This is a genomic window from Meiothermus ruber DSM 1279, from assembly GCF_000024425.1.
GTDB classification, from domain to species: Bacteria; Deinococcota; Deinococci; order Deinococcales; family Thermaceae; genus Meiothermus; species Meiothermus ruber.
The window spans coordinates 2,381,317-2,400,146 of the sequence record NC_013946.1 but is presented as its reverse complement, the minus strand read 5'-3'; the positions used below and the strand labels follow the sequence as shown (position 1 = coordinate 2,400,146).

The window sequence follows — 18,830 nt, the reverse complement described above, 5'->3', positions numbered from 1 at the left end:
GGGTAAAATAACTCCATCCCTGCACATTCTGCCGAATGTGAGCCTAAAGACAGGTGCTCGGAGGCTGGTGCGGATAATTGAGCCATGCAGACCTTGGAGGGCAAAGTCTATATTCTTACCGGTGGGGGTGGGGCCATTGCCGGGGCGATCGCCCGATCCTTTACCCAGGCCGGCGCCAGGCTGGCCCTGGCCGATGCCTACGAGACCACCATTGCCGAGCGGGCGCAGGAGCTGGGCGCGCGGGCCTTTGTAGCCAACCTGACCCACTACCCCGACGCCGAGATGCTGGTGCGCCAGGTTAAGGCCCAGTTTGGCCGGGTGGACGGCCTGATTCACACTGTGGGTGGCTTTGCCTATGCCCCGGTCAAAGACACCGAGCCCAACCTCTACGACCGCATGTTCGACCTGAACATGCGCACCCTGTTCTACATGACCCGGGCCATCATCCCCGAGCTGCTCAGCCAAAAAGATGGCTTTATCGCGGGGATTTCCGCAGCAGCAGCCTGGCATGGGGTGGGGCCGGGGGTGGCCCTGTACGCCGCGGCCAAGGCCGCCGTGGCCACCTACCTGCGTTCGCTGGACGCCGAACTATCCGGTACTGCCATACGCGTAGCCATCGTGTACCCCATGGGTGCCGTGGACACCCCGGCCAACCGCAGGGAGATGCCCGAGGCCGACCCTATGGCCTGGGTAGACCCCGCCGAGATCGGCGAGAGCCTGGTCTATGCGGCCAGCCGCAGCCCCCGGGGCCGGGTGATGGAATTACAAATTTTTCCCCCGCGCTGAAGGATGCTCGGGGCGAGCCCTGGGCCGGGTGTCCGGTCGTGCCGGCGGGCTTGCTGCTTTTCATCTTTTTGCGTTAGGGTGGAGCGCATGGACGTTACCGCGTATGTGCAGGCCGTGGGGTATCTGGGTATTTTTGCCACGGTATTTGCTGAGACCGGCCTGCTGGTGGGGTTTTTCCTGCCCGGCGACTCGCTTTTGATTGCGGTGGGACTCTTGGCCGCAGCCCAAAAGCTTCAATTGTCCTTTGCACTGCTGGCGCTTTTTTTGGGCTCGGTGCTGGGTAACAACCTGGGCTACTACCTGGGTTACAAGGTGGGGCCTGCGCTCCTGAACAAAGCCAGGGTCAGGGCAGAAGACCTCGAGCGTACCCGGCGCTTTATGGCCCGCTTCGGCCCGCTCTCGCTTCTGATTGGCCCCTATGTGCCGGTTTTTCGGGCGGTGGTGCCTTTTATGTGCGGCACGATTAAGATGCCCTGGCTGCGTTTTTTTGCCCTGAGCCTGCTGGGCAGCCTGCTCTGGACGCAGGGCCTGACCCTGCTGGCCTACTATGTGGGCTCGAAAATCCCGCACCTCGAGCGCTACATCTACCTGATTCTGCTGGCCGGGGTGGTTTTTGGCGTGGTGCTGGCGGCCTGGCGGGCCTACCGTGCGGGCCATCTGCGCTGGGGGTAGCTCAGGTGTGGGCCTCCACCAGCTCGACCAGCACCCCACCCGACCATCTGGGATGAATAAAAGCCACCAGGTGGCCCCCAAAACCGGGGCGGGGGGTGGCGTCAATCAATGGCGCACCTTCCGCAGCCAGGCGCTCTAGCTCGGCCCGAATGTTGGGGGTGGCGAGGGCGATGTGGTGCAGACCCGGCCCGCGCCTCTCGATGAAGCGGGCGATGGCCGAGTCGGGGCGGGTGGCCTGGAGGAGCTCGAGGCGGCTTCCCCCGCTCCTGAGCATCCAGACCTCAACCCCCTGGCTCTCCACACTGCCCTGGGCCTCGAGCGCATACCCCAGGCCCAGGTAGGGCTGGGCGGCCTCCTGTAAATCCTGCACCGCGATGCCGATGTGGTGTATCTCCATACCCCCAAACTACCCCAGGTTTGGTCGAGGGGATAGGGGCCTACTCCACCGGGATAAAAGCCAGGCTGGTGATGCCCTCCGGAAAGCTGCCCAGGGCAGAAGAACGTACGCCTGTGGTGGTCAGGGCGCTGGCGATGTTCACGGTCAGGTCTATAACCAAAAGCGTGGGGGTGTCCAGGTCGGCCAGGTAGAGAAACTGGTCAACCCCCACGCTGGCGGTGCTGTAGCGGCGCGTGCGCAAAAGCCCGCTCTCGGTCTCGCGCGGGAGCTGGAAGCTGCCCTCGTAACGGGCCAGGCCGGTGCCCAGCACGAAGACCGGCGGGGCCCCTCGAGCGAACAACCGCGCAGCGATATTACTGTCTCGGCTGAGCCCTACCGCTCCGGTCGCGCTGAGGTTCCAGGAAGCCAGGGTGGTGTCGGTGCTGGTGGAGTCGTTGTCGTCGAAGAGCCCCAGGGCCTGGCCGTTCACAAAAATCAGATCGGTGGGGCTCGAGGTGCTCAGGCTCAAGGGCCGCTCGATGTAGGGGTTGAGAAAATCGTACTGCCCGAACTGGCTGGGGGTCAGGTAGAGCAGCTGGTCGTTGGGGCCCAGGGTAAACCGGGCCGGGGTGCTGAGGCGCACCAGGTTGGCGTCCAGAAAATTGATGGGGGTGGGGAGGGCCGTGGCCGTAAAGGGAATGATCCAGGCCCGGTACTCCTCGATGGGGCGCGGGGGGGTGGTGGGGGCGGGCGGACAGACCAGCAGGATGTTGCTCTGCCCCGGGCGCAGGTAGCCCTGGCTACAGTCCACGTTCAGGGCCTCGTCAAAGCCGTCGAGCTGGGGGGTGCCCACATCGTCTATGGTGAGGTTGTTGGTGCTGTAGCGGCGCAGGCGGCTCGGGGTGAGCACCCAGAGCTGGTCGTTGCCTGCGCCCAGGCTGCGGCGGTAAAGGAGGGTTATGATGGGCGCGTCCAGGTTCCAGCTCCCGACCAGGCGGGGGGTATCGGTGCTACCGGGTTGCAGCGTGGTGCTTTGAAAAAAGCGCACCTGGTAGGTGCCGCTGCTGGGGTTGTTGATGCTGGCGGCCAGCAGGGCGCGGGTGGGTTCTTCGCTGCTGCCGGTGCAGGCCGAGAGACAGAGCAGCAGGCCCAGGCTGAGGATTTGGATTGGTTGCTTCATCTAAGATCCTCCTGGGGAGGGGAGTTTGAGGCCGCCGGGCAGGACGATGTTGTTTTGGTTGAACAAAAACTCGGCGGCCTCACCCCCTAAGGCAAAGGAAAACTTGAACTCCTGTTTGAGCATATCGAGGCTGGCCCGGAAGGCCCAGCAGCAGCGGTCGATAATCAGGTCGAAGCGGGGGCGCAGGAGGGTGCCCTCGAGGTTGGGCAGAAAAAACTCCTTGGGGTTTGTCCCGCCGCTTTCGGGGGCGTTCCAGACGATGCGGTAGAACAGGCGGGTTTTCTCCTGGCCCATAAAGCTTATGGTGGGGCCAAACTCGCGCAGGGTTACACGGAAGCGCCCGCTGTTGTCCGAGAGGCGCTCGAGGCCCACGAACCCTTGCAGCGAGAGGCCGGGGGGGTCTTCCGGGCGCAGCGGCGCGGGGAGAAGCTCCAGCTCGCCGGTAAAGCGCAAAAAGCGCAGGAAGGCCTGGGTGTCGTCCTCGAGGGTAAGGGGGTTTTCGCTCTCGGGAAAGTGAAACTCCGCCGAGACCTCGTTGATGAAGATCTCGGGCTCGCGCACCGCTGCTCGCACCGTTAGCCGAGGATTGCGCAGCAGGCCCTCGCGGTAATTCCACAGCAGGTCGGCCTGCAACAGGTCGGCGCTGTACTGGTAGCCCAGCCGGAAGCGGGTCTCGCTGCCGGGACTGAAACCGATGGTCTGGGCGAACACAAAGGTATGCAGGCTCAGGGTGAGCTGGGCCAGTCCGTCCAGCACGGCCGGAACCGTGGTGGGGGTGGGGTTGGTGAGGGAGGGCAGGGGCTGGTAGAGGTGGGTGAAGCTCTGACGCAAGCGGAAGGTGTTGGGGGCTTCCTGCAAGACCAGGTTCAGCTCGGTGCGGATGGCTTGCCCGTTGTTGAGGTCGCGGCTGTGGGTGAGCGAGGTGGTGTTGCCGGGGGGATTGTAGCTGGCGGAAAGCTCGAGGGGATCGTAGCGGGCGATGAGGGGGATCTGCTCGGGGGGCCGGGTTTCTTTTTCCTGCACGTCCCAGTAGCGGTAGCTGGTGCGCAGTGAGAAGTTGAAGGGCAGGGGGTTGTAGGCCGCGCTCAGGGTGAGCAGGCGGTCGAGGCCCAGCTCGAGCTGCCGCTCGTAGCTCAGGTTGAGGCTGAAGGGGGCCGGCGTGAGGCCCAGGCTGCTGCGCAGCAGGCCCCAGCGGCCCAGCTCGATATCGCGGCTGGCGCTGGCGGTAAAGTTGAGCCAGAGGAAAGGGCGCGAGGTGAGGGCGAACTCGGCCAGCGGGTCGAAGACGCGGCGCTCGAGGTCGCGGCTGGCCCGCGCGGTGAAGGAAAAAAGAGGGTCGGGGTTGAAGCTGAAGGAGCCCTCGAGGCGGCTGTTGCGCTGGGGCCGCTCATAATCGAACTGAAAGGGGGTTTCCCCCTCCACCACGTTGCGACTCAGGCGCAGGTTGAGGCTAAAGGCCCCCAGGGTCTGGCCCAGGCTGGCGCTGGTGTTCCAGCGGATGAGCCGCTCGAACTCGGTGGGGTTGCCGTTCTCGTCGAGGTTCTGGGTGCTGTAGTAGCGCCCGATGAAGGTGTTCTCGACGCTAAAGCTCAGGCCCGGCCAGGGCGGGGTGGCAGGGCGGTAGCTGCTGCGGTGCTCCACCCAGAGCCGGCCCGCCCCGATGTAGGGCCCCAGCCGCCGGGCGCTGCGGTTGAGGGGGTTGGAGGGGGCCTCGTAGTAGCCCAGCAGAACCCGCCCATTCAGCCGAAACTCGCCCTCGAGGCCCCTGGGAAAGGTAATCTCGGCCTCCGGGAGCCGCTGGGGGGTGGTGCGCTCGTTGGGCAGGGCCAGGGGGTTGTGATCTATGTAGCCGTCCAGGGTCAGGCGGTAGAGGGGCTCGGGGTGGCTGGGGGTGGCGCGGGTGGCCCATTCGATCAGGAAAGTGGTGTAGTCGGGCTGGCCCCCCGCCCCCTGCAAAAAACGCGGTTCATCCTGGGCGCTGTCGTCGCGCAGAATGAGCCCCTCTATTCGCCGGTCGGGTTCTTCCAGCTTGTAGCTCAAGCGGTACTTGAAGATGCCGTCCTTGCGGGGATCGCTGTCGGGCAATGCCTGCCCGGCGGGTGGGGGCAGGTACAGGAACTGGTAGCGCTCCTGGGCCGCCCCGATGCCAAAGTGGTCGAAGCCAAAACCCCAGCCCCGCTGCTCAAAGTAGCGCAGCAGGGTAAAGCCAATGCCAAAGTCCGAGACATAGGGTAGGTCGGCAGCTACGAACACCCCATCGCTCTCGCTCTGGCCGAACTCGAGCTTGGGCCGCCGCTCGTTCAGGAACAGCAGCAACACCGGCAGGTACAAAGTGCGCTCCCCGCGCAGCAAGACCCAGACCCCTCGAGCGATAATCCGGTCGCCCGGATAGAGCACCACCTCGCGGGCCTGGAAGGCGTAGTCGGCCTCTTCCTGTTCGCAGCGCTGGCAGGGGGTCAGGTAGCCCTCCTGCAACAGAATCTGCCCGGCGGCCCGCTGGCAGATGGGGCCACTCAGGAAAAACTCGCCCGACTCGATCTTTACCTCAAGGGCCTCAAAGCTCTCGTCGTCGGTGAAGAGCTCGAGCTCCCCAGCCTCGATGAGCTGGCCTTGCTTGTCCTGATAACGCACCCCCCCCATGAGCATCAGGCGCTTGCGGGTGCGGTTGTAGATGACCCTGAAGGCCTCGATGCGCTCGCCGTCCCGCTCCATCTTGACCGGGTTGCCCACCAGAATCACCAGCTCCTCGCCCGCCTCGTTGCGCAGCTCCAGGCGTTCGGCCTCGAGGATTTTCAGTTTCTTGCCGCCCGCCTCGGGTGTGGGCGGGTTCTCCTGGGCGAAGGCGGGTGCGAGAAAAATCAGGCATAAGAGCAGGAAGGAAAGCAGCGGAGAGGCTGCACCTGTCCGCCACCAGGTCAGATGCCCTTTGCCAGCCCTTGTGGGCCTGTACCGGCTGCCCAGCGCTGGTTTCATCGCCCACATGCCTACCTCTTCCCCAGCCGCAGCAGGGCCAGCCCGGCCAGCGCGTAGAGCAAATTGGGCCCCCAGGCCGCCAGGATGGGGTGCAGCACCCCCTGCTCGCCCATGATGCGGCCCACGCTCCAGGTGGCGTAGTAGATGAAGGTCAGCACCACCACCCCCAGCATGCCCAGGCTGCGGCTGCCACCCAGCAGAAAGAAGGCCAGCCCCACCGCAAAAATGGCGAACGAGTACACCGCCGCGGGCTCGGCCCACTTGCGGTGCAGGGCGGTGAGTTCGGCGTGGTAGGGTAGCCCCTGGGCGCGGTACTGGGCGATGCGCTGGCGCAGCTCGGCCACGGTCAGGCTAAAGAGGCCCCCAGGGGGCTCGAGGGAAAGCTCCACCAGCGGCACGGTGGCCCGCTCAAACCGCGCGACGGTGCGGGGCCGGGCCCCCCCATAGGTCACCCGCATGCCCTGGGAGAGCACCAGGGTGCCTTGCTCGAAGCGGCCCTGCTCGGCCACCAGGATCTCCTCAGCGGTGATCACCCGCACCTGCCCGATGCCGGCATCGCTCACCTCACCCACGTACACGATGCGCCCGTAGGCGTCCACCAGCCGGGTGCCGGGTTGTAGGAGGGCCCTGGGCTTTTGCAGCACGGCCTGGCGCAGCACATTCTGGCCCTGCTGCAAGCTGCGCGGCACCAGGCTGTCGGCGGCGGCCAGGCAGATCACAAACAAGAGGGTGCCCAACAAAAGCAGCGGAAACAACACCCGCAGCTTGGAGACCCCCCCCGCCAGCATGGCCTTGAGCTCGGACTCCTCGCCCATGCGCGAGAGCACCAGCAAGAGCGCGAATAAAAAGGCCAGCGGTGCCCCGCGCACCAGCGCTTCGGGTACCCGGAAGGCCAGGTACTGGCTCACCACCCACGGATCGGCGCCGCGGGCCAGGAGGGGCGCCAGCACCTCGTACAAAGCCCCGCCCAACAAGGCCAGCACCACCACCGCCAGGGCGCCCAGCACCGAGGCCCCTACTTCTTTGATCAGGTAGCGATCCAGCACGCTCACGGCCACCTCCGGCCCCGATTCATCGGGCCAGCCTCCAGGTTCCCAGCAGGGCCAGCCCACCGTACACGATGTTGGGCAGCCAGGCCCCGTAGGCGCCCAGCAGGTCGAAGCGGGCGAACTGGGCCGAGAGGGTAAAAAGCGTCCAGTAGCCGAAAATAAGGCCCACCACAGCAATAAAAGCCCAGGCCGACTCGCGCAGCGAGAGGCCAATCACGATGGCCAGCCAGGCCAGCACCACCGTGCCGACGGCGTTGGCATAGCGGCGGGCTAAAGGAAACTGGGCGGCGGGGTCGGCGCTGGCTACGGCGTGGAGCTCAGGCATGCGCAGGGCCTCGTAGGAGACGGCTTTGGGCTGCACCCCCACGGGGAAGGGCAGGGGATGCTCGGCCTCCTGGAAGATTTGGCCGCTGGGGTCTACGCGGTAGGCGTTTTGCAGCCGCCAGGCCCCGCTTACCCAAACCCCCCGTTCGGCGCTCCAGACCGAACCGCCCGACTCCACCACCCGGACGCCCTCGAGCCGCGAGCCCGTCTGGCCCTCGGGGGGCGGGTAGATGCGCTGGGCGTAGTAAATGCCCAAACCCTGGGGCGTGTAGGTGCGCTCGGTGAGCACGCCGGAGGGCTCAGAACCGTAGTAGATCTTGTACTGCAAAGCCTCAAACCGCTCCTGGGCGATGGGCTTGAGCCAGCCCTCGTTGAGCAGCACAACCGCCCCCACCGCCAGCGCCAACAGCAATACCGGCCCGATGAAAACGCGTGGCGGAATGCCCGCGGCGTAGGCGGCCTTGAGCTCGGACTGACGAATCCAGCGGGCCAGCGCCACCAGCAAGGCGAACACCAGGCCCAGCGGCAGGGCGATGCCCAGGGTGTGGGGCACCCGGTAGGCCACCATCTGGACAATTTCACCCACGGGTGTCCTAGCCCGCAGGAAGGCCCCTGAGAGTGAAGAGAGCAGATCGAAGGTAATTAGCCCGACGAATAGCAGGACGCCCAGCAGATACAGCGATAGCGTCTCGCGCAAAAGATACCGCGGCAACATCCCAGAGCGAAGTATACGGTGCCGTTTGGTGAGAAGCGGTCAAGTTTGCCGTTTTGTAGTTGGCTCCAGGTGCTTTGGTCAAATTAATGCTCGCCCAGGACGGGAAAAACGAAAAGCGTCCCCGGCTCCCTGACGGCACCCGCTCCGTGGCGCTTAGGGCTGCTGCCTTCCGGCCCTGACCCGGTTCACGCTGGTGCGCCGCGTCAGACCGAGGACGCGACCTCGAGAATAGCACAGGAAGGCCCAAAGGCAAAACCCCCTTGACGGCGGGTTCTGGGGTGTGGAAACTTGCCCCATGACGCCCTACGAAGCCTTTCAACTCCTCGAGCTGCGCGTCGGACGCATTCAAAAAGCCGAACCCCATCCCAAAGCCCGCAAACCCTCCTACCAACTGTGGATAGACCTGGGCCCGCTGGGAATTAAGCAGAGCAGTGCCCAGCTCACCGACCTCTACACCCCCGAGGCCCTGGTGGGGCGGCTGGTGATCTGTGCGACCAACCTGGGCGAGCGCAACATTGCCGGTTTCAAGTCTGAGGTGCTGGTGCTGGGCCTGCCCGACGAACAGGGGCGGGTGGTGCTGCTTTCGGCAGAGCGCGAGGTGCCGCTGGGCGGGCGGGTCTACTAGGGCAAGTCCTTAAGGTGGTGAACCTGCCTCGAGCCGCTGCCCGTCGGGACTGGGGCGGTATGGGCGGTGGGGGCTGCCTCGCAGCGCCAGCGCTCCAACCAGGGCTGTCTCACGGCGGCTGGCGGGCGGCAGGGTCGATCGCTGGGGTAGAGACATCTGCCCCCCGCCCTCAGGAGTACCTTGGGCTCGAGGTAATCCTTATGCTGGTCAAAGACTTCATGACCCCAGATCCCCAGGTTGTTACCCCGGACGTGGCCGTGCCCGAGGCTGCGCAGATCATGAAAAAGGGAGGCTTCCGCCGTCTACCGGTGGTTGAAGAAGGCCGGCTGGTGGGCATCGTGACCGACCGCGACCTTAAAGAAGCCATGCCCTCCGATGCCACCTCGCTTTCCATCTGGGAGATCAATTATCTGATTTCCAGGCTCAGCGTGGGCGAGATCATGACCCGCGACCCCATCAGCGTGGCCGATACCCTGCCCCTGCAGGCCGCCGCCAAGCTGATGCTCGAGTACAAGGTGGGGGGCCTGCCGGTGGTGCACGAGGGCAAGCTGGTGGGCATTGTGACCGTCACCGATGTGCTACGGGCCTTCTTGCAGCGCGAGGCCGAGCTTTTGGTGGGCGCCGAGGCCAACCCTTAGCCCATCTTCTTTAGCGCCACCACCCGCTCGGCGGGCCAGGTGTTCACCACCTGGTCGGGGTGCAGGCCCGCTTTGTGGGCGTAGAGCAGGCCGTACTGGATATCGGAAAGGCCCTCGAGGCTGTGGGCATCGGGGCCCAGCGAGAAGTTGAGGCGGTCACGCCAGGCCAGCATGAGCCGCCAGTCGAGGTCGAGGCGGTAGGGGTTGCAGTTGAACTCCACCACCTTCTGGTTTTGCTGGGCGCGCTCCAGCACCGCCTCCCAGTCGGCCTCGGCCCCTTTGCGCCGTAGCAGCAGCCGTCCGCTGGGGTGGCCCAGGATGCTCAGGTAGGGGTTGTCCAGGGCCCGCAAGAGGCGCTGGGTCTGCTCGGCCCTGCCCAGGCCCAGGCTGGTGTGCAGGCTGCCCACCACCACCTCGAAGCGGGCCAGCAGTTCGTCGGGGTAGTCCAGCGAGCCGTCGGGCAGGATGTCGGACTCGATGCCGCGCAGGATGCGGAAGGGGGCCAGCTCGGCGTTGAGGGCTTCGATCTCGGCCCATTGGCGCAGCACGTCCGGCGGGCGCAGGCCCCCGGCGTAGGCCGCGCTCTGGGAGTGGTCGCAGATCACCATGTACTCGAGGCCCTGCGCCAGGGCGGCCTCGGCCATCTGGCGCAGGGTGGCGCTGCCGTCGGAGTAGGTGGAGTGCACGTGAATCAGGCCCCGGAGCTGCGGGGGTTGCAGCATGGCCTGGGGTGCTGGCAGCCCCAGGTGCTCCTTTTCTCGCCAGTAGGCCGGCACAAAGGGCTGGTTCAGGGCCTCGAACACCGCCGCTTCGGTTGCAAGCGCAGGGGGAATGGCGCCCAGGGCTTCCAGCCACTCCCGCGAACCCGTGGCCTGCACCAGCACGCTGCCAAACGAGGCCGCATCGGTGCAGAACACCCGCAAGGGCAGGCCTTCGAGCCGCCCCAACAGTACGTCTCCCTGCACCTCCTCCACGAAGCGGCCCAGCGCCGAGCGCACCTGCTGGGGGGTGCCCACCACCACCAGATCCAGATTGCCCACGGTTTCCAGCCCACGCCGCACGCTGCCGGCCAGTTCGGCCTTGAGTCCGGCGTTTTCCAGGTCGGCCAGCAGCAGCCGGGCTGCCTCCAGCCCCACCGGCAGCAGCACCCGGCGCATACTGCTCAGGGCGTAGCGGGCCGCCTCGAGCAGGCTGGCCTCGCTCTTGGCCCCAAACCCCGGCAGGGTGCGGATTTTGCCCTGTTCGGCCCAGCGCACCAGTTCTTCCAGGCTATTGACCCCATTCTCCCACAGCGCCCGGATGCGCTTGGGGCCCAGGCCCTGCACCCGGAAGAGCTCGAGCACCCCCGGCGGTACGCGGCCCTCGAGCTCGGCCAGGTAGGGGAACTCCTGGGTCTGCACAATCTCGGTGAGCAGGGGGGCCAATGCCGGCCCCACCCCCGGCACCCCCTTGAAGCCCCGTGCGGCCAGCTCGGCCAGGTCGGCCTCTTGCTGCTCCAGGTTGCGGGCGGCGTGGCGGTAGGCTTTGGCCCTGAACTCCCCCTCGCCCAGCACCTCCATCAAGTCGGCGGCGTACTCGAGCATCCCCGCCAGGTCTTTACGGTTCATAGCCTTAGCCTAAAGCATAGGGCCGGGGCTGGCCTGCTTGAAACACCACCGCCTCGGTGTACCCCACGCTGCGCAGAATCCCGATGGCGTCGGAAAAGCGGTGGGCCACGTCCTCCGGGCGGTGGGCGTCGGAGCCCAGCACCACGGGAATCCCCAGGGCGCGGGCCCGCTCCAGCAACGCGGGGCTGGGGTAAATTTCGCCGGCTTTTTTGCGCCATCCGGCAGTATTGACGTCCAGGGCCAGCCCTTCGCCCGCTATCACCTCCAGGGCCTCCTCGGCCAGGTCGGCGTAGCCCTCGGGGGGCCGGTAGCCCATCACCTTGGGCAGATCCAGGTGCCCAATCGCGTGGAAAAGGCCCGTGCGGGCGGCCTCGGCCACCAGCTTGAAGTAGGCCCGGTAGACCTCGCGCAGGTCACGCTCCTCGAACTCGCTCGCATAGCGCGGGTTGTCGAGGGGCCAGGCCCCCAGGTAGTGCACCGAGCCGATGATGTAGTCGTAGGGGTAGCGGGACAGCAGCCTTTTCACGAAGTACTCGGTGCCGGGGTGGTAGTCGGCCTCGAGGCCAATCCCCACATAAAAATCGCCGGCCTCGGCCCGTACCCGCTCGAGCAGGGCATGGTAGAAGGGCAGCTCCTCCAGCTCCATGCGCACCTCGGGGTCGAACCAGGCCGGCATGGGGCTGTGGTCGGTTATGATGATACCCTCGAGCCCGGCGTCCTTGGCGGCCTGTACGTACTGTGTAGGCGTGCCCACGGCGTGCTTGCAGAGCGGGGTGTGCATGTGGCTGTCGTACATTTTCCCTCCTATGCCACCCGCACCACCCGCCCCTGGCTGGCCCAGACCCTGACTGAACGCCCCAAAACCTGGCCGGCCTGCGCTGAAAGCGCCTCGTCCAGAACCAGCTCATCGGCTACCTGTACCAGGCTGGCTACCTCGGGAGGGGCCAGCCCGGGCCCCCGCTGCAACACCGCATCCACCTGCCAGCGGCTAGCCCACAGCCGCTTGAGCGCCCACAGGGTTTCTTGTTTACCGGTCTCGAGGCCAAAAGGAGCCTCGCCTGCGTAGCGCACCAGCACCGGGCCTTCCGGCAGGGCCGCGCGCACCTCGTCGGCGCGTTCGGGCAGCAGGTACGATTCGCGCAGCAGTTTTTCTGCGAAAGCACAGGCTTTTTCTAGCTTCTCTTCGTCCAGACGCGCGCCAAAGACCCCATCAAAGGCCCGCCGGATCTGCTCGGCCAGGTTGCCCAGTTGGTAGAACTCGGTTTCTACGCCCAGCAACACCAGCGTGGGTGTCACGGCCAGGCCCGCTTTGAGGAGCCGCTGTAAATCGGTTACTTCGCCCAGGGGTTGCGCCGGGGCTTGCTCGAGCGAAAAAATCACGCCTAACAGTCTACTCCGAAGTTGATCGCGCCACCGCTACCACCTGCCAAACCTAAACATGTCGCGGCGCGTTACATACGTATAATCTCAGCCATGAGCGAAGCAGTGGCAGCCGGTACCCCAGGGGCCGCCCTCGAGGCGGAGCGGTTAGGGAAAAAGTACGGGCGCAGACCTGTCCTGGAAAACATCACCTTTGCCGTGCAGCCGGGGGAAGTGTATGCGCTGGCCGGGCCCAACGGTTCGGGTAAAACCACCCTAATTCGCCTGCTCACGGGCCTGGCCTTCCCCACCTCCGGGGTGGTGCGGATGCTGGGCCAGGATGTTTACAACGGCGGCTATGTGGCGAGGCGGGCCCTGGGGGCGGTGGTGGAGGCCCCAGCAGCTTTTTACCCCCATTTGACCGGGCGTCAGAACCTCGAGATGATCGCCTTCCTGACCGGTCTGACCAACATGGAAACCCGCATACGGGAGGTGCTGGCCCGGCTCGAGCTGCTATCGGTGGCCGACCAGCCGGTGCGCACCTACTCGCTGGGCCAGCGTCAGCGCCTGGGGCTGGCCTCGGCCATTCTGCACGAGCCACAGATTCTGATTTTGGACGAGCCAACCAGCGGCCTGGATCCGCAGGGCATCAACAAAGTGCACGAAATTCTTGCAGAGCTGGCCTGGAAGGGGGTGGCGGTGCTGCTCTCCACCCACCACCTGCGCGAGGTTTCGGCGTACGTCGATAAAGTGGGCATCCTGGGCGGGGGAAGGCTGCTGGAGGAGGTTAAGCTCGCTACCAAAGGCGAGACCTACCGCCTGCGGGTGGACGATCCGGCCAGGGCGGCGGCCTTCCTGAAGACGGTGCCGGGTGTGCAAAACGTGAGCCTGCGCGGTGTGAACGTGATCTTTGAAGGCTCGCCCAACGTGGCCCTGGCCGCCTTGGTGCGCGAGCACTACCAGGTGCAGTTTCTGGAACCCGACTACTTCGATCTGTACGACTATTACCGGGAAAGGGTAAAAAATGTGTAGAAGCAAGGCCAGGCTGCGGCTTGAGAACAACGCGCTTTCCGTTGGGAGTAGAAGATGCTACGGGTATTGATCTGGGAGTTTGGCAAGCTGGTGCGACTGCGCTCGGTGCAGATTGGCCTGCTGGCGGCCCTGGTGCTGCCGGTTCTATGGGCGTTTGCCCCAGGCCTGCGGGCCCAGTACGGCCTCGAGCTGGTCTCAGGCTGGCAGGTGCCGGCCTTATCCCTGCTGACCGGAATGGACTTCTTGTTTCCATTCCTGACCGCCATGGCTGCGGCGGAGGTGCTGGGTTCGGAGGTCTCGATGGGCACCCTCAAGTCGGTGCTGTTGCGGCCCAGTCCGCGCAGCCGCCTGTTGCTGGCTAAGATCATCGTGGTACTGGCCTATCCCTTCATTTTGTTGGCGGTCAGCTTGGCGGGTTCGTTAGTGGCGGGCCTGCCCTTTGGCCTGGGGAGCTTTTTCGGTGGCACCGGCCTGGGGGCGGGCAGCTTTGCCGGTGTGGGGCAGCTCAGCCCTGCGGAGGCGCTGCTGGAGCTGCTGCGGGCTCATGCGCTGGCTGGGGTGGTGCTCTGGCCGCTTTCGGCACTGGCGATGCTCTATGCGGTAATCTTTCTGAGCACCACCTCGGCGGCCCTGGCGGCGGTCTCGACCCTTTTACTGATGCGGCTTCTCATCGCTTTTCCGGCCTTGCAGCCGTTTTTGCTGACCAGCTACCTCGACCTCTACATTCGTCCAGCAGCGGTGGGGCTGGGCCTGCCCCTGCTCATCATCTATACGGTGGGTTTTGCTGTATTGGCCCTGCTGATTTTTGAACGGAAAGACATCTGAAGTAGGCTTTTGGACATGGGTAAACTGACGCACTTTGAAGACGGCAAGCCCCGCATGGTGGACGTGAGCGAAAAGGTTGCCACCCTGCGCTCGGCGACTGCTGAGGCGACCGTGTTGCTTACCCCGGAGGCAGTGGAAGCCCTCCAGGAAGGTGGGGTGGGCAAAGGCGATCCCCTGAGCGTAGCCCAGCTGGCCGGGATAATGGCAGCCAAAAAAACTGGAGAGCTGATTCCCCTGTGCCATCCATTGCCCATCACCAGCGCCGACGTGCGACTGCAGTTCCGGCCAGAGGAAGCCCGCGTTCACATTACCGCCACTGTCAAGACCAAGGCCGAGACCGGGGTGGAGATGGAGGCTTTGACGGCCTGCGCGGTGGCTGCCCTCACTGTCTACGACATGCTCAAGGCGGCCAGCAAGGGCCTTGAAATTGCCAGCCTGCGCTTGCTACACAAGTCGGGGGGTAAGTCGGGAGAGTGGCGGCGGGAGGGGTAGAATCGGCCATGGCTCGCTCGAGGCTCCCCAGACTCCAGGTTGACTTTGCCGATGCAGTTATGCGAAAGCTGGCCCACCAACACGGCCCGGCTCCCTTTGCACCCCACCCATTTCCGCGGCGCGCACCCTACGAGGTGCTACTCAGCTCCATTGTTGGCCAACAGCTTTCGGGCAAGGCCGCCGATACTATCTGGCGGCGCTTATCCAGCCGCTTTGCCCTCGAGCCCGAGGTGCTGTACCGGGCTGCTCTCGAGGACTTACGGGCGGTGGGGCTATCCAGCGCCAAAGCCCGCTATGTGCAGGATCTGTCGCGCTTTGCGCTGGAGGGTGGCTTGCAGGGCCTCGAGCACCACTCCGACGAGGCGCTTATTGCCCACCTGACCCAGGTAAAGGGCATTGGGGTCTGGACGGTGCAGATGTTTTTGATGTTTGGCCTGGGCCGCCCCGATGTCTGGCCGGTGCTGGATCTGGGTATTCGCAAAGGGGCCCAGAAGCTGTATGGGGTGATCGAGCGGGACGAGCTAGAGGCGCTGGGCGAGCGCTTTAGGCCCTACCGCTCCCACGCAGCCTGGTATCTGTGGCGGGCGCTGGAGTGAAAGCGGCTAGGTGGCAACACAATCCGTCCCACCCACGAACACTTTCCATAAGGGCAGATGCCCCCAGCGGTAGAGGCCCTCGAGCGCCTTTCTCGAGTCGAGCACCGCAAAATCGGCCTGTGCCCCCACCGCAATCCGGCCCAGGTCTGTCCGCCCCAGGGCGAGCGCGGCGTGCGCGGTATGGGCCGCCAGGGCTTCCTCGGCGCTCAGACCGCCCAGGCTGATAGTAAGCTGCATCCCCAGCCAGGGGCTATAAAGCGGGCTGCTGCCGGGGTTGTGGTCGGTGGCAATGGCAACCTTCACGCCTGCATCCCACATGGCCCTGGCCTTGGGGAAGGGTTTGCGCAGGATCACCGCCGCACCCGGCAGGACGGTGCCCACGGTGCCGACGCGGGCCAGGGCCTGCCAGTCGGCGGGGGTGGACTGCTCGAGGTGGTCCGCCGACAAAGCCCCCAGTTCCGCTGCCAGCCGGGTGGCCCCGGTGTGGGCGATCTGCTCGGCGTGGAGCTTAATCTTTAGGCCGTGGGACAGGGCGGCCTCGAGGATTTTCCGGGTTTCCTCGAGCGTAAAGGCCCCCTGATCGCAGAAGACGTCCACCGCCCCGGCCAGGCCGCTGCGGGCCACCTCGGGGATGAGTTCCTGGCAGAACATCGCCACGTACTCCCCGCGCGCCCAGCCCTGGGGAACCACGTGGGCCAGCAGGGTGGGGAAGACCCGCTGGGGCAGGGTTTCTTTGAGCTTTTTGATTACCCGCAGCATCTTGAGCTCGGCCTCGGGCAGCAGGCCGTAGCCGCTCTTGATTTCCAGGGCGGTGACCCCCTGGGCCAGGAAGAGGTGGGCTCGAGCCCGCGTCAGCTCGTATAGCTCCTCTTCGGAGGCCGCGTGGGTGGCCCGCACCGTGGCGTAAATCCCACCGCCCGCGGCCAGGATGGCCTCGTAGCTGTCGCCCCGTGCGCGCTGCAGGTACTCGCCCAGCCGGTCGCCGCCGTACACCAGGTGGGTGTGGGCATCCACGATGCCGGGCACCACCCCGCGCCCGCCCAGGTCGGTACGGGGCCAGCTTCGATATTCGCGGGGTAGACTGGACTCAGCCCCCACCCAGACAAACCGCCTGTCCTGCACGGCCAAAGCGGCCTGCTCGAGTCTTTCGTAGGGCGTGTATAGCTCAGCGATGCCGGTAAATACCCGTTTCATCCTGTCTGTTCCCACCCGGCCAGGTCGAGCCCGCGCTCCCGCGCGACTTGTTTGGCCTGCTCGTAACCGGCGTGGGCGTGGCGCATTACGCCGGTGCCGGGGTCGTTGGTCAGGACGCGCTCGAGCCTAAAAGCCGCCTCCTCCGAGCCGTCGGCCACCGTGACCTGCCCGGCGTGCAGGCTGTAGCCCATCCCCACCCCGCCGCCGTGGTGGAAGCTGACCCAGGCCGCGCCCGAGACCGCGTTCAGGGCGAAGTTCAGGATGGGCCAGTCGGCCACTGCGTCGGAGGTGTCCAGCATGGCCTCGGTCTCGCGGTAGGGGGAGGCCACGCTGCCTGCGTCCAGGTGGTCGCGCCCAATTACGATGGGGGCCTCGAGCTCACCCTTGCGTACCATCTCGTTGAACAAAAGCCCGGCCTTATCGCGCTCCTTGTAACCCAGCCAGCAGATGCGGGCCGGGAGGCCCTGGAACTTGAACTTCTTGACCCCTTCGGTGAGCCAGCGGGAGAGACCCGCGTCCTCGGGGAAGAGCTTCAGAATGGCCTGGTCGGTTTTGTAGATGTCCTCGGGTTTGCCCGAGAGCGCCACCCAGCGAAAAGGCCCCCGCCCCTCGCAGAACTGGTCGCGGATGAAGGCCGGTACAAAGCCGGGATAGCTGAAGGCCTCCTCGAAGCCCCCCAGCTTGGCGAAGGCCCGCAGGTTGTTGCCGTAGTCGAAGGCCACCGCGCCGTTTTTTTGCATCTCCACCATGGCCCGGCAGTGGGCGGCCATATCCGATAGCACGCGCTTTTTGTAGCCCTCGGGGTCGCGCTGGCGCAGCAGGGCCGGGTCTTCGTCGGCCTTCAACACGGGAATGTAGCCGTACAGGGGGTCGTGGGCGCTGGTCTGGTCGGTGACCAGCTCGGGGGTGAAGCCCCGCCGCACCATCTCGGGCAGCACCTCGGCGGCGTTGCCCAGCAGGCCGATGGAGAGGGGCTGGCCTTTGCGTTTGGCCTCCTCGGCCAGCCGCAGGGCCTCGTCCAGCGAGTCGGCCCGCACGTCCAGGTAGGCGGTGTCCAGGCGGCGCTGGATGCGCTCGGGGTCTATCTCCACGCAAATAGCCACCCCGCCGTTGAGGGTCACGGCCAGGGGCTGGGCCCCGCCCATGCCGCCCAGCCCGCCCGTCACGGTGATGGTGCCCTTCAGCGAGCCACCAAAGTGCTTGCGGGCCGCCGCGGCGAAGGTCTCGTAGGTGCCCTGCAGGATGCCCTGGGTGCCGATGTAGATCCAGCTCCCGGCGGTCATCTGGCCGTACATCATCAGGCCCAGCCGGTCGAGCCGGTCGAACTCCTCCCAGGTGGCCCAGTTAGGCACCAGGTTGGAGTTGGCGAGGATGACCCGGGGGGCCAGGGGTTGCGTCTTGAAGACCCCCACCGCCCGCCCCGACTGCACCAGCAGGGTTTCGTCGTTTTGCAGGCGCTCGAGCACCGCCAAGATGCGCTGCAAGTCCGCGTGGCTGCGGGCTGCCTTGCCGCGCCCGCCGTAGACGATCAGCTCCTCGGGCTTCTCGGCCACCTCGGGGTCGAGGTTGTTGAGGAGCATCCGTTTGGCGGCCTCCTGAATCCAGCCTGGGGCCGTGCGTTGGTTTCCGCGGGGGGCTTTGTAGCTCATGGGCGTTCTCCTTGGGGGATAAAGGTGTCTTCCAGGTAGTAGCGGTCGGCCCGCATCAGATACTCCACCCAGGTGACGGGCTGAAGGAGGGTGTAGGTGACGCGCTCGAGGCGCAGGGCCGGTGCGCCCTCGGGCTGCTGGAGCAGGCGGGCGACTTCCTGCTCCAAAGCCACCGCCTCCAGCCGCTGCCAGACTTTGGTCAGGGGCAGACCCAGGGTGTGGACGAGCAGGTCGTGGATGGACTCGCTGGTGAGGTCGTGCTCGAGGATGTCCCCACACAGCTCGGCGTTCAGATACCGTGCTTCGCGCTGCACCGGCTCCTCATCCAGAAAGCGCAGCCGTTCCACATAAACTGCCTGCTTTACCCCCAGCCGGGTCTGTACCTCTGGGGGCGTGGGGCGCAGCTCGGCGGCCATCACCTGGGTTTTGGGCCTGGCCCCCTGGGCCTGGGCGAACTCGTAGAAGGGGCGCACCCGCAGGAAGCCCTGGCTGAAGCGCCGGGGGGCGGGGGTGCTGCTGCGCCCCTGGGTGCGCCGGAGCCACCCCTCTTGCTCGAGCTCCTGCAAGGCCCGGCGGGCGGTCATGCGGCTCACTCCGAAACGGCGGGCCAGGCTGTTCTCCGATAGGGGAAAGCCGGGGCTGGGCTTGCGCAGCTCCTGCAACACGGCTTCCTTGACGCGCAGGTATTTCACCGTTTATCCTCTCGCTTGTATATACAACCTTGCCCGGCAATGGGTC

At 65.7% G+C, this 18,830-nt stretch carries 19 protein-coding genes and 1 other RNA gene; 8 read left to right on the top strand and 12 right to left on the bottom strand.

Features of this window, described 5'->3' with window-relative positions; translation table 11 throughout:
- The first annotated feature begins 84 nt into the window (after window positions 1-84).
- Window positions 85-786 carry an SDR family oxidoreductase gene (locus MRUB_RS11840; protein WP_013014599.1) on the top strand — a complete coding sequence of 234 codons (702 nt, stop codon included), beginning with the start codon at window positions 85-87 and terminating at the stop codon, window positions 784-786.
- Between the two features lie 87 nt (window positions 787-873).
- Window positions 874-1,458 (top strand): DedA family protein, encoded by a 585-nt coding sequence (locus MRUB_RS11835; protein WP_013014598.1) that lies wholly within the window; start codon window positions 874-876, stop codon window positions 1,456-1,458.
- A gap of 1 nt (window position 1,459) precedes the next feature.
- Here MRUB_RS11835 and mce read toward each other — a convergent pair whose 3' ends face one another.
- The 6 genes from mce to ffs all read right to left on the bottom strand — a co-directional run bounded on the left by mce (window position 1,460) and on the right by ffs (window position 8,290).
- Complete coding sequence (gene mce / locus MRUB_RS11830) at window positions 1,460-1,855, bottom strand: methylmalonyl-CoA epimerase (protein ID WP_013014597.1); 396 nt, start codon at window positions 1,853-1,855, stop codon at window positions 1,460-1,462.
- A gap of 40 nt (window positions 1,856-1,895) precedes the next feature.
- On the bottom strand, window positions 1,896-3,014 hold the full coding sequence (locus MRUB_RS11825; protein ID WP_013014596.1) for a hypothetical protein: 1,119 nt from the start codon (window positions 3,012-3,014) through the stop codon (window positions 1,896-1,898).
- Window positions 3,015-5,996, bottom strand: a complete 2,982-nt coding sequence (locus tag MRUB_RS11820; protein ID WP_013014595.1) for an LPS-assembly protein LptD — start codon at window positions 5,994-5,996, stop codon at window positions 3,015-3,017. It abuts the gene before it with no gap.
- A 2-nt stretch (window positions 5,997-5,998) separates the two neighbouring features.
- Window positions 5,999-7,039 carry an LptF/LptG family permease gene (locus MRUB_RS11815; protein ID WP_013014594.1) on the bottom strand — a complete coding sequence of 347 codons (1,041 nt, stop codon included), beginning with the start codon at window positions 7,037-7,039 and terminating at the stop codon, window positions 5,999-6,001.
- A gap of 19 nt (window positions 7,040-7,058) precedes the next feature.
- Window positions 7,059-8,075 carry an LptF/LptG family permease gene (locus tag MRUB_RS11810; protein WP_013014593.1) on the bottom strand — a complete coding sequence of 339 codons (1,017 nt, stop codon included), beginning with the start codon at window positions 8,073-8,075 and terminating at the stop codon, window positions 7,059-7,061.
- A 115-nt stretch (window positions 8,076-8,190) separates the two neighbouring features.
- Window positions 8,191-8,290: signal recognition particle sRNA small type (gene ffs / locus MRUB_RS15630), an RNA gene on the bottom strand.
- Between the two features lie 80 nt (window positions 8,291-8,370).
- Here ffs and MRUB_RS11805 point away from each other — a divergent pair.
- Both MRUB_RS11805 and MRUB_RS11800 read left to right on the top strand, forming a co-directional pair.
- Window positions 8,371-8,700 carry a tRNA-binding protein gene (locus MRUB_RS11805; protein ID WP_013014592.1) on the top strand — a complete coding sequence of 110 codons (330 nt, stop codon included), beginning with the start codon at window positions 8,371-8,373 and terminating at the stop codon, window positions 8,698-8,700.
- 200 nt (window positions 8,701-8,900) lie between these two features.
- On the top strand, window positions 8,901-9,338 hold the full coding sequence (locus MRUB_RS11800) for a CBS domain-containing protein (protein ID WP_013014591.1): 438 nt from the start codon (window positions 8,901-8,903) through the stop codon (window positions 9,336-9,338).
- On the opposite strand, the gene MRUB_RS11795 is transcribed toward MRUB_RS11800, so the two are convergent.
- The 3 genes from MRUB_RS11795 to MRUB_RS11785 are packed head-to-tail and all read right to left on the bottom strand — an operon-like array spanning window position 9,335 to window position 12,325.
- Window positions 9,335-10,945 (bottom strand): helix-hairpin-helix domain-containing protein, encoded by a 1,611-nt coding sequence (locus tag MRUB_RS11795; RefSeq protein ID WP_013014590.1) that lies wholly within the window; start codon window positions 10,943-10,945, stop codon window positions 9,335-9,337. The genes MRUB_RS11800 and MRUB_RS11795 overlap by 4 nt on opposite strands.
- A gap of 4 nt (window positions 10,946-10,949) precedes the next feature.
- Window positions 10,950-11,741 (bottom strand): histidinol-phosphatase, encoded by a 792-nt coding sequence (locus tag MRUB_RS11790; RefSeq protein WP_013014589.1) that lies wholly within the window; start codon window positions 11,739-11,741, stop codon window positions 10,950-10,952.
- Between the two features lie 8 nt (window positions 11,742-11,749).
- A complete protein-coding gene (locus MRUB_RS11785) occupies window positions 11,750-12,325 on the bottom strand; it encodes a hypothetical protein (protein ID WP_013014588.1) in 576 nt (191 codons plus the stop codon).
- A gap of 93 nt (window positions 12,326-12,418) precedes the next feature.
- Here MRUB_RS11785 and MRUB_RS11780 point away from each other — a divergent pair, with 93 nt between their 5' ends.
- From MRUB_RS11780 to MRUB_RS11765, 4 genes are read left to right on the top strand one after another with little or no spacing between them, the layout of a single operon-like run.
- Entirely contained in the window at window positions 12,419-13,336 is a 918-nt protein-coding gene (locus MRUB_RS11780; RefSeq protein ID WP_013014587.1) for an ABC transporter ATP-binding protein, read from the top strand.
- A gap of 54 nt (window positions 13,337-13,390) precedes the next feature.
- Entirely contained in the window at window positions 13,391-14,161 is a 771-nt protein-coding gene (locus tag MRUB_RS11775) for an ABC transporter permease (RefSeq protein WP_013014586.1), read from the top strand.
- A gap of 15 nt (window positions 14,162-14,176) precedes the next feature.
- Complete coding sequence (moaC, locus tag MRUB_RS11770; RefSeq protein ID WP_013014585.1) at window positions 14,177-14,653, top strand: cyclic pyranopterin monophosphate synthase MoaC; 477 nt, start codon at window positions 14,177-14,179, stop codon at window positions 14,651-14,653.
- Between the two features lie 59 nt (window positions 14,654-14,712).
- Complete coding sequence (locus MRUB_RS11765) at window positions 14,713-15,249, top strand: DNA-3-methyladenine glycosylase family protein (protein ID WP_015586762.1); 537 nt, start codon at window positions 14,713-14,715, stop codon at window positions 15,247-15,249.
- A 6-nt stretch (window positions 15,250-15,255) separates the two neighbouring features.
- On the opposite strand, the gene hutI is transcribed toward MRUB_RS11765, so the two are convergent.
- The 3 genes from hutI to MRUB_RS11750 are packed head-to-tail and all read right to left on the bottom strand — an operon-like array spanning window position 15,256 to window position 18,784.
- Window positions 15,256-16,443 (bottom strand): imidazolonepropionase, encoded by a 1,188-nt coding sequence (gene hutI / locus MRUB_RS11760; RefSeq protein ID WP_013014583.1) that lies wholly within the window; start codon window positions 16,441-16,443, stop codon window positions 15,256-15,258.
- Window positions 16,440-18,092, bottom strand: a complete 1,653-nt coding sequence (gene hutU, locus MRUB_RS11755) for a urocanate hydratase (protein ID WP_013014582.1) — start codon at window positions 18,090-18,092, stop codon at window positions 16,440-16,442. Before hutU ends, hutI begins: the two co-directional genes overlap by 4 nt.
- Window positions 18,089-18,784: a GntR family transcriptional regulator gene (locus MRUB_RS11750; RefSeq protein WP_013014581.1), complete on the bottom strand. Its 696-nt coding sequence runs from the start codon at window positions 18,782-18,784 to the stop codon at window positions 18,089-18,091. Before MRUB_RS11750 ends, hutU begins: the two co-directional genes overlap by 4 nt.
- Window positions 18,785-18,830 lie beyond the last annotated feature (46 nt).